This window comes from Xanthomonas sontii, assembly GCF_040529055.1.
Lineage (GTDB): Bacteria > Pseudomonadota > Gammaproteobacteria > Xanthomonadales > Xanthomonadaceae > Xanthomonas_A > Xanthomonas_A sontii.
On record NZ_CP132342.1, the window covers coordinates 434110 to 454726 of the forward strand.

A 20617-nucleotide genomic window follows, 5' to 3' on the forward strand; every position below is an offset into this window, starting at 1 on the left:
ACCGGCGACCCATTCAGGGTAAGCCCGCGTCGCTCAGTCACGCATCAGGGTCGATTTGCCGAACAGGCTCTCCACCAGGTCCACGGCCAGCTCCGCGGTCAGGTTGCGGTGGTCCAGCACCGGATTCAGCTCCACGATGTCCAGCGAGGCCATGCGCCCGCTGTCGGCGATCATCTCCATCACCAGCTGCGCCTCGCGGTAGTTGGGGCCGCCAGGCACGGTGGTGCCGACACCCGGGGCGATGCTGGGGTCGAGGAAGTCCACGTCGAAGCTGACGTGCAGATGGGTGTCGGCGTCGAGCCCGTCCAGCGCCGCCTCCATGGTCCGCTTCATGCCCATCTCGTCGATGTAGCGCATGTCGTACACGTCCACACGATGCTGCTTGATCAGCCGCTTCTCGTCCGGGTCGACCGAGCGGATGCCGATCTGCCGCACCTGCTCCGGGCGCAACGCCGGCGCGCTGCCGCCGAGCTCGGTCAGCGCCTGCGGGCCCAGCCCGCACAGGCAGGCCACCGGCATGCCGTGCACGTTGCCCGACGGCGTGACCTCGCTGGTATTGAAGTCCGAATGCGCGTCCAGCCACAGCACCCGCAGCTTGCGGCCCTGCTCGCGGCAGTACCGCGCCACCGCGGTGATCGAACCGATGCCCAGACAATGGTCGCCGCCGAGCACGATCGGCATGCGCCCGGCGCGCAGCTCGGCGTAGCTGGCCTCCATCAGCGCGCGGTTCCAGGCCACCACCTCGTCCAGGTGACGGTAGCCGTCGACCGGCGCCTGCCAGGGATTGCGCGGGCCATCGATGTTGCCGATGTCGCGCACCTCGACGCCACGATTGGTCAGCGCCTCGTGCAGGCCGGCGATGCGCAGTGCCTCCGGCCCCATGCGCGCACCGCGATGGCCGGCCCCGATGTCGGTAGGCACGCCGATCAGGGACACCGGCAAATAGGTATGGCGCATTGCTCAAGACTCCCGCGGAAAAAGATGGCGGCCATTCTAACCAGCCGACCGGGACACCTCCCGCCGCAGTGCGGCGTGACGTTCCGCCGCTGCTTCCTTGTGGACGGTGCGCGACCACGCGCGACGCTGCGGCCGCGACCTGCATCGGCGCCAATGCCGCGCGTGCCGCCGCACAAACGCACCGTCGATTTTCAGATTACGCCCATGTGCATTCTCGGATCGGCTCACTACCTTGCAGCCTCTATCCACCGGAGTCGCTACATGAGAAAGAGCAGACCGATCCTGCGCCACGCCACCCTTGCCGCATCCGTCATGCTGATCAATCAGGCATATGCGACGGACAATGGCGTCATCGCCCATGGTACCGCCACCATCGACACGCACGGGAGCGTCACCACCGTGAATCAAGCAAGCGACAAGCTGGTGATCAACTGGCGCGACATGAACGTCGGCAAGGACGAAACGCTCAATTTCGTGCAGAAGGACGCCACCGCCGCCGTCCTCAATCGCATCACGTCGGCGGACCCGACGACGATTCTGGGCACGCTCAATGCCAACGGGCGCGTCTTCGTGGTCAATCCGAACGGCGTGCTGATCGGCCAGGGCGCGAACCTGAATGTCGGTAGCCTGGTCGCTTCGTCGCTGGACATCAAGGACGACGATTTCGATGCGGACAAGCTGGACTTCGCGCAGGCCGGCAAGGGCGAGGTCTCCAACCTCGGTCAGATCAAGGCGCGCGACTCGGTCGCCCTGCTCGGCGCGAACAAGGTGCGCAACGACGGAACCATCGTCGCCAGCGGCGGCACCATCGTGCTGGCCGCGGCGGACGGCATTCGACTGGCGTTCTCCGGATCCAACCTGCAGGCGACCCTGAGCCAGGGCAGCCTGCAGGCGCTGGTCGAGAACGGCGGCCTCATCGCATCCAGCAATGGCGATGTCGTGCTCACCGCCTGGGCGCGCGACGCGATCGCGCGCAGCGTGATCAACAACACCGGCACACTCGAAGCGACCACGCTCGATGCCACTGCAGCCAACGGTACCGTTGCACTGCGTAGCCTGGGCAATGGCGAAGTCGGCGTCGGCGGCACGATCGCTACCCACGGCACGCCATACGACCAGATCGGCATCGACGTACAGGGCCAGGGCATCGCGGTGCAGGACGGCGCGGACCTGGAAGCGGACATCTTCGGCAATATCCGCCTGACCACGATCCCGACAACCGACGACGCCGGCTATGTGCGCTTCGGCGCGGCCAGCGTGGGCGGCGGCGACCTGCAGATCCGCGCGGATAACGTGCTGACGGCCACCGACCAGGCCGCGCAGCCATCGCTGTCGCTGGTTAGCGCGACGGTGGACACTACCGCCGCCGACCGCGGCATCGTGCTCGGTCGCGCGCTGGACGCTGCCGACGCCGGTCGACTGCACGACGGCAACGGCAGCATCAGCAGCGGCTTCGTGAATGCGGCCAGCCAAGGCTCCCTGGCCGTGTTCACATCAGGCAAGGGCGATATCGTCGTCGGCGGCAAGCAGTCGGTCGGCTTTCTGAGCCTGGGCGCCGACCGGGGCGATATCCGTCTGGATGGCGCGATCAGCGGCAACGGCATGATGGCCGTCACCAACGGCAGCATCCATCAGAACGCCGAACTGCGATCCGGCTACCGCGGCGTCGACCTGCATGCGAACACCTTGCACCAGAATGCCGATATCGTGTCCGACCGCGGCAGGATCGCGCTGTACGGCAGCAGCCAGTTCCAGGCCGAGGGCGTGCGCACCCGCGGCGGCACCGTCACGCTACGTGGCGACGACCTGCGCCTGTCCGGCGACACGCAAGCCGGCGACACGCTCAGCATCACCGGCGACAACGTGGTCCTGGACGGCGCCGCTTCGGGGGGCCGCCTCAATCTGATCGCATGGAAACAGGCCAAGACCACCGAGCGGGCGTCGCTACAGGCGTCCTCGGCCAGCCTGTTCGGTGGCTCCTTCGATCTGGCGCAAGGCTCCAACGCGCTGAACAACCTGAGCGTCTCCGCCCGCTCTGCCGACATCGCGCTCAGCGGCGATGCCGCGATCAGCAACGCATACAGCAGCGGCGATCTGCGGTTGCGCAGCCAGAAGGGAATGACGCTGAGCGACGCCAGCGCCGGGGGCATCCTGGACGTGCGCGCCGTCGGCGACCTGGATGTGGGAACGGTGCACGGCCAGCGCGATGTTCGCCTCGCCGGCAGCAACGTGGCTTCGACCAGCGGACGCTATTGGTGGACGCCGTCCTCCATCACCACAAGCGGCAAGGTCAGCGTCGAGGCAGAGAACGACGTACGCCTGAACGCGATCACGGGCTGGGCGATCGACATCAATGCCGGCAACGGCAATGCCAACCTCGGCCTTCTGACCAGTTCGGGCGACATCTCGGTCAACGGCGCATCCACCGTCAGGGTCGATAACGGCTATGCCGGCGGCAACCTGCGCGTGACCAGTCAGGGCGACGTCACCCTCGGCGGCAGCCTGAGCGCTGGCGGCAACCTGACGCTGGGCGGCAAGAACATCATCGCCAACGCTGCGCCGTCCTGGTGGTCCTTCCCCATGCTGCAGGCCAACGGCGCATTGAAGATCAACGCCAACGGCAACGTCGCCGTGAACAATGTCCGCGGCGGATCGGTCGACATGGTCGGCGCCGACGGCAGCGTCGGCGCCGGGCAGATCACCAGCGGCGGCGACGTGTCGGTCAGCGGCAAGCGCGCCGCCAGCGTCGCTGGCATTTCCGCCGGCGGCAAGCTGAGCCTGGTCAGCGAAGGCGATGTGGCCTTCTCCGGCGCGCTGAACGCCAGAGGCGATCTGCTGATCGGCGGCCACAACGTCACCGCCGTGCCCACCGGCTACTACTATCGCACCACGCCCTCGCTCATCGCCGGTGGCAAGGCGACGGTGACCGCGATGCAGAACGCGACCCTGGGCAACGTCAGTGCGGCCGCACTGGATCTACGCGCCAATGGCGGCGCCCTGATCGCCGACCGGCTCGACAGCGCCGGCGCTGCCTACCTCGGCGGCGGTCGCGGCATCGCACTGAACAAGCGCGCGACCAGCAAGGGCAATCTGACGCTCGCCTCGCAGGGCGACGTCACCGAGTCCGATGGCGTCGAGGTCGGTGGCGATCTGACCTACTTGCTGGCCGACAGCAGCAAGGTGGCATTGCGTGGCACCCTCAACAAGGTCGCCGGCACGACCAGCGGCATCAACGCCGCGCAGACCGACGACACCCAGAGACGCGCGCCGTCCTGGAACGACTGGGGATGGTGGTACACGCCATGGATGAGCTCCACCACGTGGCGCTCCCCCTACTGACGTAGAGGCGCACTCGAGCGCCTGCCTGGCCGTCGCGCCATCCATCGACCGCCCCGCCGTCGCTGCCCGCAGCGGCGGCGGGGCGTTGTCGTCACGGTGCCGGCGATGCGGCACGCCCTGCCCGCGAGCACGAGGCATGCACAGGCGGCGCCTCAACGGCCGCACCCCGCCGCACAGCACAGACACGGTCATTCCCATGCATCTCTCCCCCAGCATCGCCGCCATCGGCGTACTCGCCTGCGCGATCGGCGCGCCGGCGATCGCCCAGAACGCCGACGTCGGTCGCGGCGCGCTCGCGCCCGGCGCCGCCCCTCCGTCCAGCGGTGCGCTCCTGCAGCGCAATCCACTGCTGAATCCGCCACGCGATCCCCGCGCCCGCGAAGATCCTGCCATCGAAGGGCCTGCGCCTGCGGCGGCACCGGCCGCCGACGCAACCAGCGCGCCGCGCCTGCATGTCACGCAGATCGTGGTGGACAACGCCCCGGCAATACTGGCGCCGCAGATCGCCGCACTGGTGGCGCCGTATCGCGATCGCGACATGTCATTGGCGCAACTACGCGGTGTCGCCGTGCAGATCACCAAGCTCCTGCTGGATCACGGCGAAAGCATTTCTTACGCCTACGTGCCGCAGCAGGACATCCGCGACGGTGTGGTGCGGCTTCGCGTTCTGCGCGGGCACATCGAGTCGATCGCGCTGCAGCGCAACCGCTCTCCGGTCCACGACACGGTCCTGCAGTCCTACCTGGAGCGCGGCCTCTCGGCCTCCGGCGACGTCCGGCAGGCGCAATCGCAGGTGTTGCGCTTGGCCGACCTGCCCGGCGTCGGTGCCGTCACGCCGGTGCTCTCGCCTGCCGCGAGCGCCGGCGGCTCCCGGCTTGCGATCTCCGTCGAGGCCGCGCCGCGCTGGACCGGTGCACTGGTCGCCGACAACGCGGGTTCGGCTGCAACCGGCCGCAATCGGCTGGGAGCGCAACTGGGCATCAATAGTCCCTTCGGCCTGGGCGACCGCTTTCAAATGGTCGCCTACGGCGCGCCGCGCAGCATCCAGTCCGACCATGCCGGCGATGGCGGCAATACGCTGATCGGGCGCATCTCCTACGACTTGCCGATCGGCGCGCGTGGCGCGCGCGCAGGTCTTTCGGCCTCGCGCGTGGACTACACCACAGGCGGCCGTTACCGGAGTTACGGCTTCACCGGCTTCGCCAACGTGTCTGGCCTGTATGCGAGCTATCCGCTCATCCGCAACGAGGCGAACACGCTCAGCCTCGGCGCCACGCTGGACGACAAGCGCATGACCGATGCTTATGCGTACTTCGGTCAGTCCAATGCGCGTTCGGCCAGAGTCGTTGGCGCGGAACTCTCCGGCGATCGGAAAAGCGCCTTCTTGGGTCTGCCCACTGCCTGGCAGTATGCCGCTGGCGTCAGCGTGGGATACTTGCGCAACGACCGCGGGTGGGACCCGACCGGCCACACACGCGGCCGCTTTCTCAAGGCCACGCAGAGCGCCAGGCTGTCGCAGTCGCTTGGCACCGGCGCGTCCATCGATCTGGCGCTGCACGCACAGCAGACCTCGCGCACCCTGGACAGCTCCGAGAAAATGACGCTTGGCGGGCCCAATGCCGTACGCGCCTATGGCATCGATACGCTCAGCGCGGACAGCGGCTATGTGGCTTCGGCGACCATCAACGCCGCCGTGCCGACATCGCCCGGTCTGACAGCCCAGGTGTTCTACGACCTGGGCCAGGCCACGCTGCAGAAGTTCGCCAGGCACGAACGCAATCGGGTCCGCCTGGCCGGCTACGGTGTGGGCCTGAGCTACGTCTTCGGCACGCGCGCCACGCTGCGCATGAGCTACGCGCTGCCACGAGGCCAGGACGCGCTGCTCGGGAAGGACCGCACGCCGATGCTGTGGGCCAATCTCGTCGTGCGCTTCTGAGTCGGTCCATGACGCCAGTCATGCTGCAGCACGAGCGCCGGAGCCGCACCCACGCGTGCTCTCCCCTGACACGCTTGCGCGCGCAAGTTGCGAGCGCTTCAATGGTGCCGACACCCGGATTCGAACTGGGGACCTACCGCTTACAAGGCGGTTGCTCTACCAACTGAGCTATGCCGGCTGAAGACTGCATGCGACGCAGCTGATGCGGCGCAGGTCATTCTAGCGCAGTGCGCCGCAATCCAGCACGCGCTGGCGCGCGGCGCCGAGCTGGCGGCGCAGGGTCGCGGCCTGCGCCGCGGAGTCGGCGCGCAGGTCCAGCCACCAGCGCGACTGGCCGCTGCCGCCGCTGGGGATCAGGTCGGCGTTGAAGCCGGCACGGGCCAGTTCCTGGCGGCGGCGCTCGGCCCCCTCGCGGCTGCGGTACTGGCCCAGGGCGATGGCATTGCCGGCATCGCCCTGGCGCAACGGGTAATAGTCGCGGATGCCGGCGGCGACGATGCGCTCGGTGGCCTGCCTGAGGCCGTCTTCGCCGCCGATGGTCGGCAGGATCACGCGGAAGCTGGTGGCGTCGCTGTCGGCGGCCTCGCGCAAGCGCGGACGCGGCGCTCCCGGGGCCAGCGCGGCGACGGCCGCCTGCGCCGCGTCGCGGTCCGGGTACGGTCCTACGCTCAGGCACACCGCCGCGTCGGCGGCGGGCTTCGCCGCAGGCTCGACCTGGCTCTGGGTTGGAGCGGGCGCAGGCACGGCAGCGGGCGGCGTGGGCGCAGTGGACGGTGCGGCGGTCGTGGGAGCCGCCGGTGCGTCAGCCTGCGCCGGAACCGCTTCGACAGTATCGGCGGCGACGGCGGTGTCCGCTTGCGCATCGGCTGGCGCGGCGACAGGCGCGGCCGCCGGCGCAGTTGGCGCAGCAGCCGGCGCCGGCGCTTCATTGACCAGTTGCAGCGTCGCCACCCCGGCCGGCACGGCGGGCATCGGCACCGCTGGCGGGGTCGGCGGCTGCATTGCCCACCACACCGCGACGCCAAGGTTGAGGATGGTCAGGACGACGAGCAGGGCGCGAACGAGCATGGCCGGATTCTAGAGCGTGCGATGCACGTTGGGAGAGACAGTGGCATTTGCGTGGGACGTTGCGACTTCGGCGCAACGTCCGCCTTCGCCGCGCCGCATCGCGGCCGCCTGCGCCGGCCCGCTCAGGCGGCACCGGCACCGGCACCGGCACCGGCCACGACGTGCGCGTGCGCCCACAGCGCCAGTCCGTCCAAGACCAAGGCGGGGCGCTGCTCGGCCGGCGGCAGCGCGTGCAACAGCGGCGGCACCCCACCGCCGTGCAGCAGCAGCCGGGGTCGACGTCCGAGCAAGGCCTCGCCTTGCTGCAGGCTGCGCTCGATCAGCGCCACCGCCGCGCCGTCGCAGCCGGAGGCCAGGGCGTCGGCGGTGTCGGCGGCGAACTCGTGGTAATCGCCGCCCTCGGCCGGCAACTGCGCCGCCTTCTGCTGCAGCGCCTGGCGCATCACCGTGGGCGACGGCGCGATGCGGCCGCCACGGTGCAGGCCATCGCGGTCGAGCAGGTCCACGGTCAGCGCCGTTCCGACCCCCACCACCAGCACGTCGCCGCCGCCATGCGCGGCGAGCAGGGCCAGGAACCGGTCCACGCCGAACGCCTGCGGCCGCGCATAGGCGATGCGGACCCCGGCGCAGACGGCCTCGGTCCGCGCCACCTGCACCTGCGCGAAGCGACTGCGCAGCGTCTCCAGCACGGTGGCGGTCAGGGCCGGCGCGGCGACACTGGCGACGTAGGCGGTGCCACCCTGCGGCAGCGCCGCGACCGCCGCCGCGTCCATCGCCTCGGCACCATGCGGCCAGGCCTGCACCGCGCCCACCTGCCCGTGTTCCAGCGCGGCAAACTTGAAGCGCGAATTGCCCAGGTCGAACAGCCAGTCGCTCATGCCGGCCTCACGCTGACGTCGCCCGCATGCACCGGCTGCTCGCCGTCGGCGAAGGCCACCCGCAGCGCGCCGTCCTCGGCCAGCCCCAGGGCCGTGCCTTCGCGCACCTGGCCGCCATCGTCGATGCGCACGGCGCGTCCGACCAGCAGATCCAGCGCGGCGTAGCGCGGCAGGAACGGCGCCAGTCCCTCCGCGTCGAACAGCGCCAGGGCCGGCAGCAGCTGCGACAGCACCGCCGCGGCGATCGCGTTGCGCGACACCGCGCCGCCGGCCAGCCACGTCAGGTCGGTCCACGGCTGGTCGATGTCCGCGGCAGTGGCCGCCGGCATCGCCACGTTCAGGCCCAGGCCGATCACGGCCCGCGCCGGCCCGGCGAACTCGCCGCCGCCTTCCACCAGCAGGCCGCCCAGCTTGCGCCCGTCGGCCAGCAGGTCGTTCGGCCACTTCAGCCCGACTGAGGCGAATCCGGCCGCACGCAGGGCTTCGGCCACGGCCACGCCGGCCGCCAGGCTCAAGCCGCCCAGCCGGCCCAGCCCGCCCTGGAAGCTGCGCGCCACCGACAGATACAGATGCGCCGCCAGCGGCGACGCCCAGACCCGGCCACGGCGGCCACGGCCGCCGGTCTGGCGCTCGGCCATCAGGACCTCGCTGCCCTGCGCCGGCGCCGGCCGCTGCAGCAGGGTGGTATTGCTGGAGACCAGGCTCCAGGCGATCTCCAGCCCGGCCAGCTCGGCGCCCGCCGGCCCGCTCAGTCCGGCCCGGATCGCCGCGGCGTCGAGCAGTTCCACCGGCCGTGCCAGGCCATAGCCCTCGCCGGCCCGGCCCTCGATCTCCACCCCGGCCGCGCGCAGCGCCTGAATGCGCTTCCACACGGCCGCCCGGGTCAGCCCGCAGGCACGCGCCAGGGCATCGCCGGACAGGGGCCCCTTGCTGAGCCTGGCCAACAGTTCGCGCTCGTCCAACGCCGGTTCCATCGCCTCGTTCCGCCCCTGGGCGTGCAGTGGCGCGCCCTCGTGAACCGAAAAGTATGCGGCAACGCCCCCCGGGCGCCCAGAGCCGGAGCCCTGCAGCGGGTGAAAACCGCGTTAGAATCGGAATTCACCGCCGCTCGCCCTGGATGCCGACGATGCGCCGTTCCCTGCCCTGCCTGCTCCTGTTGCTGCTGCCACTCGCCGCCGCCCACGCGTCCAACGTGCTGGCGGAGAAGCCGCACACCGACTGCACCTACGGCGACGCGGCCGATGCCGACAGCACGCCGACGCGCCCGCCCGCGGCGCTGCATGCGCCCGCCTCCACCGGCAAGCCGGCCTCGACCACCACCGGCGGCGGCAGCGACAGCGACCTGGTGCCGCGCATGCGCATGCCGAAGTGGCACAGCTTCCTGCCGGGGATGTTCCGCTGATTCCACGCTGGCTGCGCGGGCTGTGGTCGAAACCCGCCGCCATCGATGACCCTACCTGGCAGGCCGTGCGCCGCGACTGCGCCTGGGTCGCCGCCCTGGATGCGCCGCGCGAACAGCGCCTGCGTACGCTGGCCAGCGAATTCCTGCATCGCAAGACCATCTCGCCGCTGGGCGGTCTGCAGCTGGATGCCCTGCAGTGCGGCCTGCTCGCCGCACTGTGCTGCCTGCCGCTGCTGGAGTACGGCAGCGAGGGCATGCGCGGCTGGTCGCAATTGCTGGTCTACCCGGACGCGTTCCGCGTGCAGCGCAGCCATGTCGACGCGGCCGGCGTGCTGCACGAGTGGGAAGACGAACTGATCGGCGAATCCTGGGACAGCGGCCCGTTGATCCTGTCCTGGGCCGACGTACAGGCCGATCTGGACGATCCACGTGCCGGCTACTGCGTGGCGGTGCACGAAATGGCGCACAAGCTCGACGTGCTCGACGGCGCCCTGGACGGCACGCCGCTGCTGCCGCGCACGTGGCAACGGCAATGGGCCGACGATTTCCAGCGCAGCTACGACACCTTCTGCGCGCGCGTGGACCGCGGCCGCGCCAGCGAGATCGACGCCTACGCCGCCGAAGCGCCGGAAGAATTCTTCGCGGTGGTCAGCGAATATCACTTTTCCGCGCCAGAGCGGCTGCAACGCGAGATGCCGGAAGTGGCGGCGCATCTGGCGCGGTTCTATGGGCCGTCGCCGTTCGCTGTGGACTGAGCGGCCATCGCGTCTTGAGGGATCGCTTCAAGACGTCGCCGCGATGAACGCGACAAAGCATGCATTACGGGGAGTCGGGCGCATAACGCGTCGGGACTGAAGTCCCTCCCACAGTGCACCCGTCGCGGCTGAAGCCGCTCGTACAGGACATTTCCCGAATCCCTCCATCGCGGAAAACGCATCACACCAACTTCAGATCCCGCGCATGCGCCTGCGGAAACACCTTCTGCAGTTGCGTCGGCGACAGGCCCCACATGCGGCCGAGCAGGCCGGCGAACATGTCGCGGTAGTTGGTCAGCACCGGGTAGTCGCGGTCCTGGAACAGCTTGTCCTTGCTCACCGCCACCTGCTCGCCGGCGATGCGGCCGCCGTTGACCCCGCCGCCCAGCACCCAGTACGTGGTGCCGTGGCCGTGGTCGGTGCCCTTGTCGCCGTTCTCGCGGAAGGTGCGGCCGAACTCGGACAGCACCACCACCACCGTATTGCGCCACTCCGGCCCCAGCGCCTCGGCATAGGCCGACAGCCCCTCGGACAGGTTGGCCAGGTTGTTGGCCAGCGCGCCGTCGGTGCTGCCCTGGTTGACGTGCGTGTCCCAGCCGCCGACATCGACGAAGCCGAGCCGGTAGCGCTCACGCATCAGCGTGGCGATGCGGCGGGTCTCGTCGGCGAAGGTGCGTGCGCTGGCGGCGCCGCGGTTGGCCTGCTGCATCTCGTCGCGCAGGGCCTGCGAGACCTGCTGGCGCAGCGCCAGGCCGTCGTGCGCGGCGCTGGCCAACTGGGTGCCGTGGTACATGCCGGCGAGGATGTCGGCCTGGCGCTGGTCGAACGCCGGGGTCGGATTGCGCTTGAGCGAGAGATTGGGAATGTCGCCGCCGCCCTGGAAACTCAGCGGCAGCGAATCGGTGAAGGCGATCGACGGCGTGCCGGTGGCCACCTGCGACAGCCGCGCCAGGAAGCCGGTGCGGTAGTCGCTGCGCTGCCCGGCCGGTTGCCCGGCCTCGATGCTGTCCTGGGTCTCGAAGTGGCTGCGCGACAGGTCGTCGGTGCCGGCGAAAGGCACAAAGGCCAGTTGCTTGTCGTTCCACAGCGGCATCAGCGTGTCGCGCAGCCGTGGGTTCAGGCCCCACTGCGTGTCCAGCGCGATGGCGCTGTTGGGATTGGCCGGATCCGGCCTGGCGATGGCCAGGCTCGGCCGCGAGGCGTAGTAGAACTCGCTCGCGTACGGGACCAGCAGGTTGTTGCAGTCGTAGCCGCCACGCAGGAATACCACCAACAAACGCGGCGACGGCGCCGGTGCGGCGAACAGGCGCCCGGCGAACGGCAGGCTGGCCGCAGCGGCGGCGGACGCGAGCAGGAAGCGGCGACGGTGCATGGCGGATCTCCGTGCGGCGAAGGCCGCGGTCAGCGGTAATTGAAATCGGGCGAGGCCAACAGGTAGCCGTTCCACTCCTGCTGCGAGCGCGCCTGCGCCAGCGCCTGGCGCGTGGCGTCGCTCAGTTGCGGCTCGATCGCGTGGTAGTACAGCGGCGTGCTCAGTTGCGGAAAACCGCCGCGCTGCTGCCCATCGACGGTGAACAGCTGGGTGTTGCCGTTGCCGATCGCACGCGCGATCTCGAAGCGCTGCGCCATTTGCCCGGAACTGTTCCAGGCACTGGACTGCAGCGACCAGCCATCGGGCGTGATCCGTCCGAAGCTCGGCTCGCCCATCTGGTTCAACCAGCCCAGCAACGGCTGCGGATTGACGATGGTCTGCCCGTCGTAGGCCAGGCGCAGCGCCGAGACCAGGAAGCGGTACGGATCCTTGAACTTGTGCGGCGCGCCGGCCGCCATCTCCGGTGCGGTGAACATCACCTGCAGCACCGCCGCGATGTCGCCGTCGCTGCGCTGGAACGTGCGCGCCATCTTCTCCACCAGCGCCGGCGGCGGATCGTCGGCGACGAAGTACTCGGCCAACTGCCGCGAGATGAAGTGCGCGCATGCCGGCTGGCGCACGATCAGTTGCACCGCGCGCTCGACCTCGTCGAAGCCGCCGCCGGCGATGCGCTGGCCGAGCAAGGTCTTGTCGCCGGGTTCGTGCCGCGCCGGATTGAACTCGAACGCGCCGCGACGCACATACTGCCCCTGCAGCGCCGGCGGCAACTTCGGCGGACCGTCGCGGTCGACCGGCGCGATGCCGACGCCGGTGAGGATCAGCGCCAGTTGCTGCACGTCCTTCTGCGTGTAGCCGGCATCGACGCCGAGGGTATGCAGTTCCATCAATTCGCGCGCGTAGTTCTCGTTGACCTTGCCTTTGGCGTTCTGCGCGTTGTCCAGGTACTCCAGCATCGCCGGACTCTCCAGCGTCGCCATCACCAGGTCGGAGAACTTGCCCAGCGCGTGCGGGCGGATCGCGTTGTCGGCGTAGTCGGCCACGGTCCAGTGCAGGCGACCCTTGTCGGCGAACACGCTGAAATGGTTGAGCCAGAACCAAACCATCTGCTCGCGCAGCTGATCCGGCGCGTAGATGGAACGCAGCAGCTGCGCCTGGCGTGCCTGGTTCAGCAGCAGATCGCCGCGCTGCTGCGCCGCCTTCTTCGCCGCGACCTTGGCATCGCCATCCGGCATCGCCTTGATCGCCTGCTGTGCGGCGGCCTGCTGCTTGAGCAGTTCCTGGACCGGCGTGTGCAGCGCGGCGTAGCCGTCCAGTTGCGCGCGCACCGGCGCCGGCAGGGCGGCATCGCCACCGTCGGCCTGCAGTTGCTCGCGCAGGAAGCGCTTGCGGCCATCGCGCTCGAACTGCGCCACGCTGGCGCTGTCCAGGCCGGTGGTCATCGACTGCAGCCAGCGCGCATCGTCGCGCTTGAGCACCTTGTCGGTGGCGGCGATGGCGCCGACGGTGAACAGCACCAGCAGCAACGACAGCAGCAACCGCTGGGAATTGCGCAGCGCGCGCCGGCCGCGCACGCGCAGACGCGTTGCTGCAGGACGATGCCGGGATGCGGACATGCGGGGCTCCTGGACGAAAAGCGGCGTGAAGACCGGCGCAGTATCGCCAGCTGCGCGCCGGTCGCGTTAAGCCTCTGTCGGAAACCTCCCGGTCATTTGCACGGGATTCACCTGCTGCTGCACTGCAGCGGCGCGCGCGGCCGCTCGATTGGCACGGTTCGTCGCTGCGCAGCGGAATGCCGGTCCCAGACCAGCACAGGAGCGCGCTGTCGGGCTTACAACCCCGGCGGCAGGGTGACCAGGAAGCGCGCCCCGCCCAGTTCCTCGGAGCGGCTGACCTGCAGCTCGCCGCGGTAGCCCTTGACCAGGTCCTGCACGATCGCCAGGCCGATGCCGTGGCCATGCACGCGCTCGTCGCCGCGCACGCCGCGCTGCAGGATGTGGGCGACCTCTTCCGGCGCGATGCCGGGGCCGTCGTCCTCCACGGCGATGATCAGGCCGGCGCGGCGGCTGCCGGCGGCCGGCTCCGGGCGCACGCTCAGCAGCACCCGCCGGCGCGCCCACTTGAAGGCGTTCTCGAGCAGATTGCCGAGCAGTTCCTGCAGGTCGCCGGGCTCGCCGTGGAAGCGCGCGCTCGGCTCGATATCGAACTCGCACAGCACGCCCTTGGCGGCATAGACCTTCTCCAGGCCGCGCACGATCTCCTCGGCGTTGGGCTCGATCGGCAACGGCGCGGCGAACAGCTTGTGGCCGCTGGAGGCGGCGCGCGCCAGCTGGTAGGACACCAGGTTGTTCATGCGCCGTAGCTGCACGTCCAACTCTTCGCGCAGCTCCGGCCCCTGCGCGCCGCTGTCGAGCTGGGTGCGCAATACCGCCAGCGGCGTCTTCAGGCTGTGCGCCAGGTCGGCCAGGGTGTTGCGCTGGCGGTCCAGGTTCTCGCGCTCGCTCTCGATGAAGGCGTTGATGCTGTCGGTCAGCGGTTCCAGTTCGCGCGGATGGCGATCGCCCATGCGCACCGCTTCGCCGCGCTGCACCTTGGTCAGTTCGTTGATCACCCGGCGCAGCGGGCGCAGGCTCCATTGCAGGATGAAGGCCTGCAGCACCAGCAGGATCAGACCGGCGCCGCCGAGGTTGAACCACACCCGGCCGCGGAACACGCGCAGCTGCGCGCCCAGCGCGCGGGTGTCCTCCATGATGTAGATGGTGACCGGGGTTTCCTTGTCGTGGCGCACGTAGGCCAAGCCGATGCCGTAGCGGTAGACCTCGCCTTCGCTGCCGTCGATCTGGGTCATCGGCCAGGGTCCGTCGAAGGTTTCCTGACGCGGTTCGAGCATGCCGCCCTTGGGCGGCAGCGGCCCCTCACTGGACATCGAGATCCAGCGCTCGTTGGGCAACTCGATCTGCGCGTACAGGCCGCTGCCGGGCCGGTCGAAATGCGGGTCCGGCGACGACTTGTCGTTGTTGATGTACAGCGAACCGTCGCGGGCGACGTCGATGTTGTTGGCGTACGCGGTGGCGTAGCTCTTCAGGCGCTCGCGCAGGTTGCTCAGCGCGGTATCGGCGAACGCCTGGTCCAGCGCGTAACCTGCCGCGGCAAGGAACGCCAGCAGGCTGAGGCTGGCGGCGAGCAGCTGGCGCGCCTGCAACGAACGCGGGCGCCAGCGCTTGTACCACCTGGGTCGTGCCGCCACGCGGTCGCTTCCTCGGTGTGCTCGCCGGCGCCTGCGATCAGCCTTCGGTACGCGGAATCGCGAACCGGTAGCCGCGGCCGCGCACGGTCTCGATCGGCTTCAACTCGCCGTCCGGGTCCAGCTTCTTGCGCAGGCGGCCGATGAAGACTTCCAGCACATTGGAGTCGCGGTCGAAATCCTGCTGATAGATGTGCTCGGTCAGGTCGGCCTTGGAGACCAGTTCGCCGGCATGCATCATCAGGTACTCAAGCACCTTGTACTCGTAGCTGGTCAGGTCGACGTTGCTGCCACTGACGCTGACGGTCTGCGCCGCCAGGTCCAGCGCGACCGGACCGCATTCCAGGGTCGGCTTGCTCCAGCCGGCGGCGCGGCGCAGCAGCGCATTGACGCGCGCCAGCAGCTCTTCGACGTGGAACGGCTTGACGAGGTAGTCGTCGGCGCCCTGCTTGAGGCCTTCGACCTTGTCCTGCCAGCTGGAACGCGCGGTGAGGATCAGCACCGGGAACTTCTTGCCTTCGTCGCGCAGCGCCTTGATCAACTCCATGCCCGACATCTTCGGCAGGCCCAGATCGATGATGCCCACGTCGAAGGGCACTTCGCGGCCCATGTACAGGCCTTCCTCGCCGTCCTGCGCCGCATCCACCGCAAAGCCTTCGCGCTTCAGGCGAGCGGCCAGGGTCTCTCGCAGCGGAGCTTCGTCTTCGACCAGAAGGATACGCATGAACTCTCCCTAGTAACTTACAGGTGGCCGGTGGCCGGGGCGGTGTGTGGAACCTGAACCGAACTATCCGGACTCACGGGTGATCGTCGCGTGGTGGCTCGGGAGGCTCGCCCGACCGCGGCGCCCGCGGCGGCGCCGCACGGCCAGGTTGCGGATCGTCCATGTAGCGTACCCGCCCACGGCCGTCCATGTACTTGACGCGGTTGATGTCGCGGCCATCGAACGGCACGCGCTCGGCGCCGAGGATCTGCCCGCCGGTGGAGCGCTGCACCCGGCGCACCGCGTCGGACAGCGAACTACCGCCATAGTCACGATTGCGCCCCGCATCGCGCTCCGGCGGCGCCATCACACCCGGCATGGGCGGCTGCTGCGCACGGCCGTGCCCAGCCGCGACCGACGCCAGCGCGAGCGCGAAGACAGCGGCAAAGCGGTAGTGGCGGGAAGCGGAAGAAGTCACGACGGGCATCCTAACGGACTGATCGGAAACGTTCAAAACTTGTGAAGCGCGACACCTCGCGGGAACGAAGACGACCTCGAGAAATCGAGGCAAATTCTTGATTTTTCGGGGTGAATCCGGTCTGAACTTTTCCGGACGCCCCCGGTAGCATTCAGTCAAATGAACCTGCCGAAGGCCGATGCAAGGGCCGCGCCAGGGGTCTGGAGAGGCCCTTCGGCAGGTGCTTCGCGGCGTCTCCGCAGGACCAGAGATTAGCCCCAGAAACCTGAACGGAATCCCTGAACGACGCACAGAAGACGGCGGCGTGGCAGTCGTCGATCGAGACGCCGCATGGGTCGGCGACCGCTTGGCGATGAGAGCGATCAGGTCATCGATGCGAACGGTGCCCCGCACCGCGCGGCGGCGCCCGTCGGATCACGCCGCCGCGCGTGCCGCCCCGTCGGTGACCGCCAGCGCCCGCTCCAGCAGCGCCCAGTCCGCGCCCGGCCGGTGCGCACCTTCGCTGAGCACTTGGCGGAAGGCGCGGCCACCGGGCTGGCCGTGGAACAGACCGAGCAGGTGCCGGGTGATGTGCTTGAGCGGCAGGCCCTCGGCCAGACGCGCCTCGACGTAGGGACGCAGCGCGCGCAGCAACTCCGCGCGCGGGCGCAGTGCGGCGCCGGTCAGGGCCGCGTCCAGCCGGTGCAGGACGTAGGGATCGTGGTAGGCGGCGCGGCCCAGCATCACCCCATCCACCGCCTGCAACTGCGCCTGTGCCGTCTCCACCGCGGCCAGGCCGCCGTTGAGCACGACCTGCAACTGCGGCCGCTCGCGCTTGAGCCGGTGCGCCCAGTCGTAGCGCAGCGGCGGCACCTCGCGGTTCTCCTTCGGCGACAGGCCCTGCAGCCAGGCATTGCGCGCGTGCACCACGAACAGCCCGCAGCCGGCCGCGGCGACCTGGTCGACGAAGGCCAGGAACACCGCGTAGTCGTCGTCCTGGTCCACGCCCAGCCGGCATTTCACCGTCACCGGGATGTCCACTGCCGCGACCATCGCCGCCACGCACTCGGCGACCAGCGCCGGCTCGCGCATCAGGCAGGCACCGAAGCGCCCGGCCTGCACCCGGTCGGACGGGCAGCCGCAATTGAGGTTGATCTCGTCGTAGCCCCAGTCCTGGCCGATCCGCGCCGCTTGCGCCAGCAGCGCCGGCTCGCTGCCGCCGAGCTGCAGGGCCAGCGGATGCTCGGACGCATCGAAATCCAGCAACCGCGCGCGATCGCCCAGCACCACCGCATTGGCGTGGACCATCTCGGTATACAGCCGCGCCGACGGCGCCAGCAGCCGGTGGAAGACCCGGCAATGGCGGTCGGTCCAGTCCATCATCGGGGCGACGGACAGGCGCAGGGAGGCCGCATAGCGAAATTTTTTTCGCAGTCCCAATGGCTTGCCTTGTTTTTCGTGATCTTCAGTTCCGCTCATGATTGGTCGACTTCGAGTTCTCGGGCCTCGCTACTACGCTGCGTGTCAGTTGGCCATGTCGCTCGGGCCACATAAATCATCGCCGGTCGTCTCCGCGAGGACGTAGCGCTAGGGTACACGGCTCAGATCCGCGTCCATCGGCGCGGGAGGTGATACACCTATCAAGACTAGGCAAGTCGGGGAAAGCCCGACCAGGGCTCTTCCGGACGCACTTGCTGTTTATATCGATACGGATATAATCATGCTCATCAAACCGATCGAATTCCTTGGAGACTCCCTGCGCAATCTGCGGGATTTTCCAGATGACGCGAAGCGGGAGGCCGGATATCAGTTGGATCGCGTGCAGCACGGATTGCAGCCCGACGACTTCAAGCCCATGCCGACGATCGGCCAAGGCGTTGAGGAAATTCGGATACGGGACAACAACGGCGCCTACCGCGTCATCTACACAGCCAGGTTGGCCGATGCGATCTACGTGCTTCATGCGTTCCAGAAGAAGACGCAGGCTACATCGAAGCAGGACATCGACCTTGCAAAGCAACGCTTCGCCCTGCTGGACAGGAAGTGACATGAACAAAAACAAGACCGAACGATTCGCCAGTGTCTGGGATGCGCTTGCCGACACCGCCCAAGAAGCGGCCAACCTCAAGGTCCGCGCCGAGCTGATGAGGAAGATCGCCTCCCTGATCCAGGAAAACGGTTGGACCCAGGCTGCTGCGGCTGAAAGATGCGGCATCACTCAGCCACGCATCAATGACCTGTTGCGTGGTCGCATCTCTCGATTCTCGCTCGACGCCTTGGTGAACATCGCTGCTTCCCTGGGCCGGCAAGTCCACGTCGAGCTTGACGCTGCCTGATCGACACCAATGACAGTGCGCACCCTCTCCAGATGGGTCGATCGCCTACTGAAGGGTTCGGTCATGATCGAATGCCCGCGCATGGAGATCCTAGGACGTGATCACGAGCCACCCGTCTTTACTGGACCAGGGCACATCAAGGTCGGCCAGGACAAGCGTATCCGTTTTGTCATGCACGGCACTCCACGTGACGGATCCGATGCCTTTAAAAGGATAGTCCTAGCCCAGAAGTATCCGCATGACATCCGGCACCAATTCAGGATCAATGCGACTGCATACGATGGAACAGAGTGGTCGGGAGGGTGGACTAAGCTGACTTTGGGCGAAGAGGCAGCAAATATCTGGCAGCTATCCGGCCCCATACACAGCCTTCACACAGACTCCACAGGGTTCGGGGTCGCCAAGAAGAGCGGTGTTGAGCTGGTATTTGATCGATCTTTGCGGCTACCGATACCCATGAACATGGTCAAGACCGTGCTTCGGGGCGACAAGCAGGTCTTTTGGGCACGAAGCTCAGGCACTAAAACCATCAATGTGCTGGATGCAGAGATTGAGTTCTTCCTTTCACCTGAGCACGAACATGTCTGGGCCGTGGCGAATACCACCCAAAATTTCCCACATCCGCATCTGGAAAACTGGCTCAGCGAACCCCTGAATCTACTGCTTGGTGAAATTGTCGTGCCGAGCCTATGTGCCCGGAATTTCGGCGACGGCAGGGCCTTTATCAGGTTCCGCCCATCACCGTGGAAACCAGCAACCACGCTGACTGCCAGCATCTTGCGCGAAGATCCGCTTGTAGCCGACGAGCGCTTTTGGAACCTGTACTGCGACATCCTGACGATAGTTGCCACAGCTCGAGACGCCGATGGTCACCCAAACTTCGAGGCGCATCCACTGACTCAATACTACTGGGAGATCGTCCAAGCAAGCGGGGGCTCCAACTGGGTCCTTTGCATGACGTTGGCCAGCACGGTCGAAGGCATCGCAAAAGCGATGTTCTCTGAGACAGAGTGGAAGGCCGACTGGGCAACCAGCGAAGTCGATAGCCTGAAGCAGATTGTCAAGGACTGGAAAGGCGATAGCAACCTTCGCAGCAGAGTCCTGGACTACCTCAATGGATTCAAGAAAAAGGGCATCGCCAAAGTTCTGAAATCGCTGGTTGAACAAGGAATTGTTACTTCTGACCAAGTCGATGCATGGAGTCGCATCCGTAATTCCTCGATGCATGGCGACATGGTTCTTCCTTGGTCGGATGAAGACCAAGAAGGTCGCATCATCAATCTGATCGAGCTCACGCACAGGCTGAGCGAGGCTTACATCAAACGCGAGTTAGGCAAAGTCACTGCATAGGCAACTTCCTAAAACTTAACCACAACGGTTACAGCGCGAATTTTGCCCTTCATCCGGACAACGGACAGGCGGAGTTGCTCGGAGCCCACGAGGTTGCGAGCGGCATGCCCGCGTTGCAAAGACGCTGTCGGTCTGGAGTGCGGTCGCAGCGTATTGAGGACAGCGAGTGACTTTCGTCCGGGAAACATTCGCGCGCAACATTGGCCTGGCGCGCTGTTGTGTGCACAGATCGGCATGACGATTTCCTAGGCTGGATGAGAGTGGGATCTGGACTGCTGCACTACCCCGTTACGCCGTAATCAGGCGTATGCGTATCTGGCGATGCCTGCGATCAGGGGCAACGACTCATCCATGATGTGAAACCCAACGCATCACGTGGCACCGACGCTTGACCGCACGCCGCATCCAGCCTATCGTGCGCTCGCCGAAGGTATTCATCGCTTCATTCGGATGAAGGGATGGATTTAAACGGGAATCCGGTGACGGCCGGCGCCGCAAGCGCCTGCCCATTCCGGAGCTGCCCCGCAGCGGTGAATGGAAACGACCTCCGTCAATGGCACTGGGCCGGCGCATGCCGGCCTGGGAAGCGACGGACAGTAGGTGCGCAGCCGGCACGGTGCGTGTGTCCATCAGCCCGAATACCGGCCCCGGCCGGAGGACCCTGCGTCCTCCGATTCGACCTGGCGCCTCCGCGGGGAGGTGGCCGGACCGCGACCCGGCCTTGCGCCGCGCCGCGCCGTCCGCCTGCCCGCGCGGTACCGGTTCGCCCGCGGGGGCGAAGGTCGCTGGCGTGGCGGGCGGTCCGTGCAAACGGGACGCGCGG

17 protein-coding genes, 1 tRNA gene and 1 riboswitch are annotated in these 20617 nt (G+C 67.8%); of the genes, 7 read left to right on the plus strand and 11 right to left on the minus strand.

What is annotated here, in order from left to right:
* Positions 1-33 precede the first annotated feature (33 nt).
* Positions 34-957, minus strand: a complete 924-nt coding sequence (gene rocF / locus RAB70_RS01980; RefSeq protein WP_148827278.1) for an arginase — start codon at positions 955-957, stop codon at positions 34-36.
* 153 nt (positions 958-1110) lie between these two features.
* On the opposite strand from rocF, the gene RAB70_RS01985 reads away from it, so the two are divergent.
* Together RAB70_RS01985 and RAB70_RS01990 are read left to right on the plus strand one after the other, a co-directional pair.
* Positions 1111-4296, plus strand: a complete 3186-nt coding sequence (locus tag RAB70_RS01985; RefSeq protein ID WP_170268081.1) for a filamentous hemagglutinin N-terminal domain-containing protein — start codon at positions 1111-1113, stop codon at positions 4294-4296.
* A 196-nt stretch (positions 4297-4492) separates the two neighbouring features.
* Positions 4493-6232, plus strand: a complete 1740-nt coding sequence (locus RAB70_RS01990) for a ShlB/FhaC/HecB family hemolysin secretion/activation protein (protein ID WP_148827274.1) — start codon at positions 4493-4495, stop codon at positions 6230-6232.
* A 102-nt stretch (positions 6233-6334) separates the two neighbouring features.
* Here RAB70_RS01990 and RAB70_RS01995 read toward each other — a convergent pair.
* The 4 genes from RAB70_RS01995 to birA form a co-directional block, all read right to left on the minus strand.
* Positions 6335-6410: transfer RNA gene (locus tag RAB70_RS01995), tRNA-Thr, on the minus strand.
* 41 nt (positions 6411-6451) lie between these two features.
* Positions 6452-7300: an SPOR domain-containing protein gene (locus RAB70_RS02000; protein ID WP_170268080.1), complete on the minus strand. Its 849-nt coding sequence runs from the start codon at positions 7298-7300 to the stop codon at positions 6452-6454.
* A gap of 122 nt (positions 7301-7422) precedes the next feature.
* Entirely contained in the window at positions 7423-8178 is a 756-nt protein-coding gene (locus tag RAB70_RS02005) for a type III pantothenate kinase (RefSeq protein ID WP_148827272.1), read from the minus strand.
* The gene (gene birA / locus RAB70_RS02010) at positions 8175-9140 is read right to left on the minus strand and encodes a bifunctional biotin--[acetyl-CoA-carboxylase] ligase/biotin operon repressor BirA (RefSeq protein WP_170268082.1); all 966 of its coding nucleotides are present in this window, start codon (positions 9138-9140) and stop codon (positions 8175-8177) included. The genes RAB70_RS02005 and birA overlap by 4 nt, the downstream gene beginning before the upstream one ends.
* Before the next feature lie 155 nt (positions 9141-9295).
* Between birA and RAB70_RS02015 the strand changes: the two genes are divergently transcribed.
* Positions 9296-9580: a hypothetical protein gene (locus RAB70_RS02015; RefSeq protein ID WP_017917075.1), complete on the plus strand. Its 285-nt coding sequence runs from the start codon at positions 9296-9298 to the stop codon at positions 9578-9580.
* Positions 9547-10335: a zinc-dependent peptidase gene (locus RAB70_RS02020; protein WP_148827268.1), complete on the plus strand. Its 789-nt coding sequence runs from the start codon at positions 9547-9549 to the stop codon at positions 10333-10335. The genes RAB70_RS02015 and RAB70_RS02020 overlap by 34 nt, the downstream gene beginning before the upstream one ends.
* A 181-nt stretch (positions 10336-10516) precedes the next feature.
* Here RAB70_RS02020 and RAB70_RS02025 read toward each other — a convergent pair whose 3' ends face one another.
* From RAB70_RS02025 to dusA, 6 genes are all read right to left on the minus strand, one after another.
* Positions 10517-11707, minus strand: coding sequence for a DUF1501 domain-containing protein (locus tag RAB70_RS02025; RefSeq protein WP_148827266.1), 1191 nt, complete (start codon positions 11705-11707; stop codon positions 10517-10519).
* A 29-nt stretch (positions 11708-11736) separates the two neighbouring features.
* Positions 11737-13320 (minus strand): DUF1800 domain-containing protein, encoded by a 1584-nt coding sequence (locus RAB70_RS02030; protein WP_148827264.1) that lies wholly within the window; start codon positions 13318-13320, stop codon positions 11737-11739.
* Positions 13321-13535: 215 nt separating this feature from the next.
* Positions 13536-14906 carry a sensor histidine kinase gene (locus RAB70_RS02035; RefSeq protein ID WP_017908164.1) on the minus strand — a complete coding sequence of 457 codons (1371 nt, stop codon included), beginning with the start codon at positions 14904-14906 and terminating at the stop codon, positions 13536-13538.
* 82 nt (positions 14907-14988) lie between these two features.
* Positions 14989-15672 (minus strand): response regulator transcription factor, encoded by a 684-nt coding sequence (locus RAB70_RS02040; RefSeq protein ID WP_003469280.1) that lies wholly within the window; start codon positions 15670-15672, stop codon positions 14989-14991.
* Positions 15673-15745: 73 nt separating this feature from the next.
* Entirely contained in the window at positions 15746-16129 is a 384-nt protein-coding gene (locus tag RAB70_RS02045; protein WP_039726258.1) for a hypothetical protein, read from the minus strand.
* 414 nt (positions 16130-16543) lie between these two features.
* On the minus strand, positions 16544-17587 hold the full coding sequence (gene dusA / locus RAB70_RS02050) for a tRNA dihydrouridine(20/20a) synthase DusA (RefSeq protein ID WP_148827262.1): 1044 nt from the start codon (positions 17585-17587) through the stop codon (positions 16544-16546).
* Positions 17588-17828: 241 nt separating this feature from the next.
* Between dusA and RAB70_RS02055 the strand changes: the two genes are divergently transcribed.
* From RAB70_RS02055 to RAB70_RS02065, 3 genes are read left to right on the plus strand one after another with little or no spacing between them, the layout of a single operon-like run.
* Positions 17829-18155: a type II toxin-antitoxin system RelE/ParE family toxin gene (locus tag RAB70_RS02055; RefSeq protein WP_408068850.1), complete on the plus strand. Its 327-nt coding sequence runs from the start codon at positions 17829-17831 to the stop codon at positions 18153-18155.
* Between the two features lies 1 nt (position 18156).
* On the plus strand, positions 18157-18444 hold the full coding sequence (locus RAB70_RS02060) for a helix-turn-helix domain-containing protein (protein WP_148827261.1): 288 nt from the start codon (positions 18157-18159) through the stop codon (positions 18442-18444).
* Between the two features lie 9 nt (positions 18445-18453).
* Positions 18454-19794, plus strand: coding sequence for a hypothetical protein (locus RAB70_RS02065; RefSeq protein ID WP_148827259.1), 1341 nt, complete (start codon positions 18454-18456; stop codon positions 19792-19794).
* 411 nt (positions 19795-20205) lie between these two features.
* Positions 20206-20459, plus strand: a riboswitch (cobalamin riboswitch).
* The last annotated feature ends 158 nt before the right edge of the window (positions 20460-20617 follow it).

Excerpts from the sequence above, each read along its gene's own strand:
- rocF (WP_148827278.1), bottom strand. The coding sequence starts at position 957 with ATGCGCCATACCTATTTGCCGGTGTCCCTGATCGGCGTGCCTACCGAC.
- RAB70_RS01985 (WP_170268081.1), top strand. The coding sequence starts at position 1,111 with ATGCCGCGCGTGCCGCCGCACAAACGCACCGTCGATTTTCAGATTACG.
- RAB70_RS01990 (WP_148827274.1), top strand. The coding sequence starts at position 4,493 with ATGCATCTCTCCCCCAGCATCGCCGCCATCGGCGTACTCGCCTGCGCG.
- RAB70_RS02000 (WP_170268080.1), bottom strand. The coding sequence starts at position 7,300 with ATGCTCGTTCGCGCCCTGCTCGTCGTCCTGACCATCCTCAACCTTGGC.
- RAB70_RS02005 (WP_148827272.1), bottom strand. The coding sequence starts at position 8,178 with ATGAGCGACTGGCTGTTCGACCTGGGCAATTCGCGCTTCAAGTTTGCC.
- RAB70_RS02015 (WP_017917075.1), top strand. The coding sequence starts at position 9,296 with ATGCCGACGATGCGCCGTTCCCTGCCCTGCCTGCTCCTGTTGCTGCTG.
- RAB70_RS02025 (WP_148827266.1), bottom strand. The coding sequence starts at position 11,707 with ATGCACCGTCGCCGCTTCCTGCTCGCGTCCGCCGCCGCTGCGGCCAGC.
- RAB70_RS02030 (WP_148827264.1), bottom strand. The coding sequence starts at position 13,320 with ATGTCCGCATCCCGGCATCGTCCTGCAGCAACGCGTCTGCGCGTGCGC.
- RAB70_RS02040 (WP_003469280.1), bottom strand. The coding sequence starts at position 15,672 with ATGCGTATCCTTCTGGTCGAAGACGAAGCTCCGCTGCGAGAGACCCTG.
- dusA (WP_148827262.1), bottom strand. The coding sequence starts at position 17,587 with ATGAGCGGAACTGAAGATCACGAAAAACAAGGCAAGCCATTGGGACTG.
- RAB70_RS02055 (WP_408068850.1), top strand. The coding sequence starts at position 17,829 with ATGCTCATCAAACCGATCGAATTCCTTGGAGACTCCCTGCGCAATCTG.
- RAB70_RS02060 (WP_148827261.1), top strand. The coding sequence starts at position 18,157 with ATGAACAAAAACAAGACCGAACGATTCGCCAGTGTCTGGGATGCGCTT.
- RAB70_RS02065 (WP_148827259.1), top strand. The coding sequence starts at position 18,454 with ATGACAGTGCGCACCCTCTCCAGATGGGTCGATCGCCTACTGAAGGGT.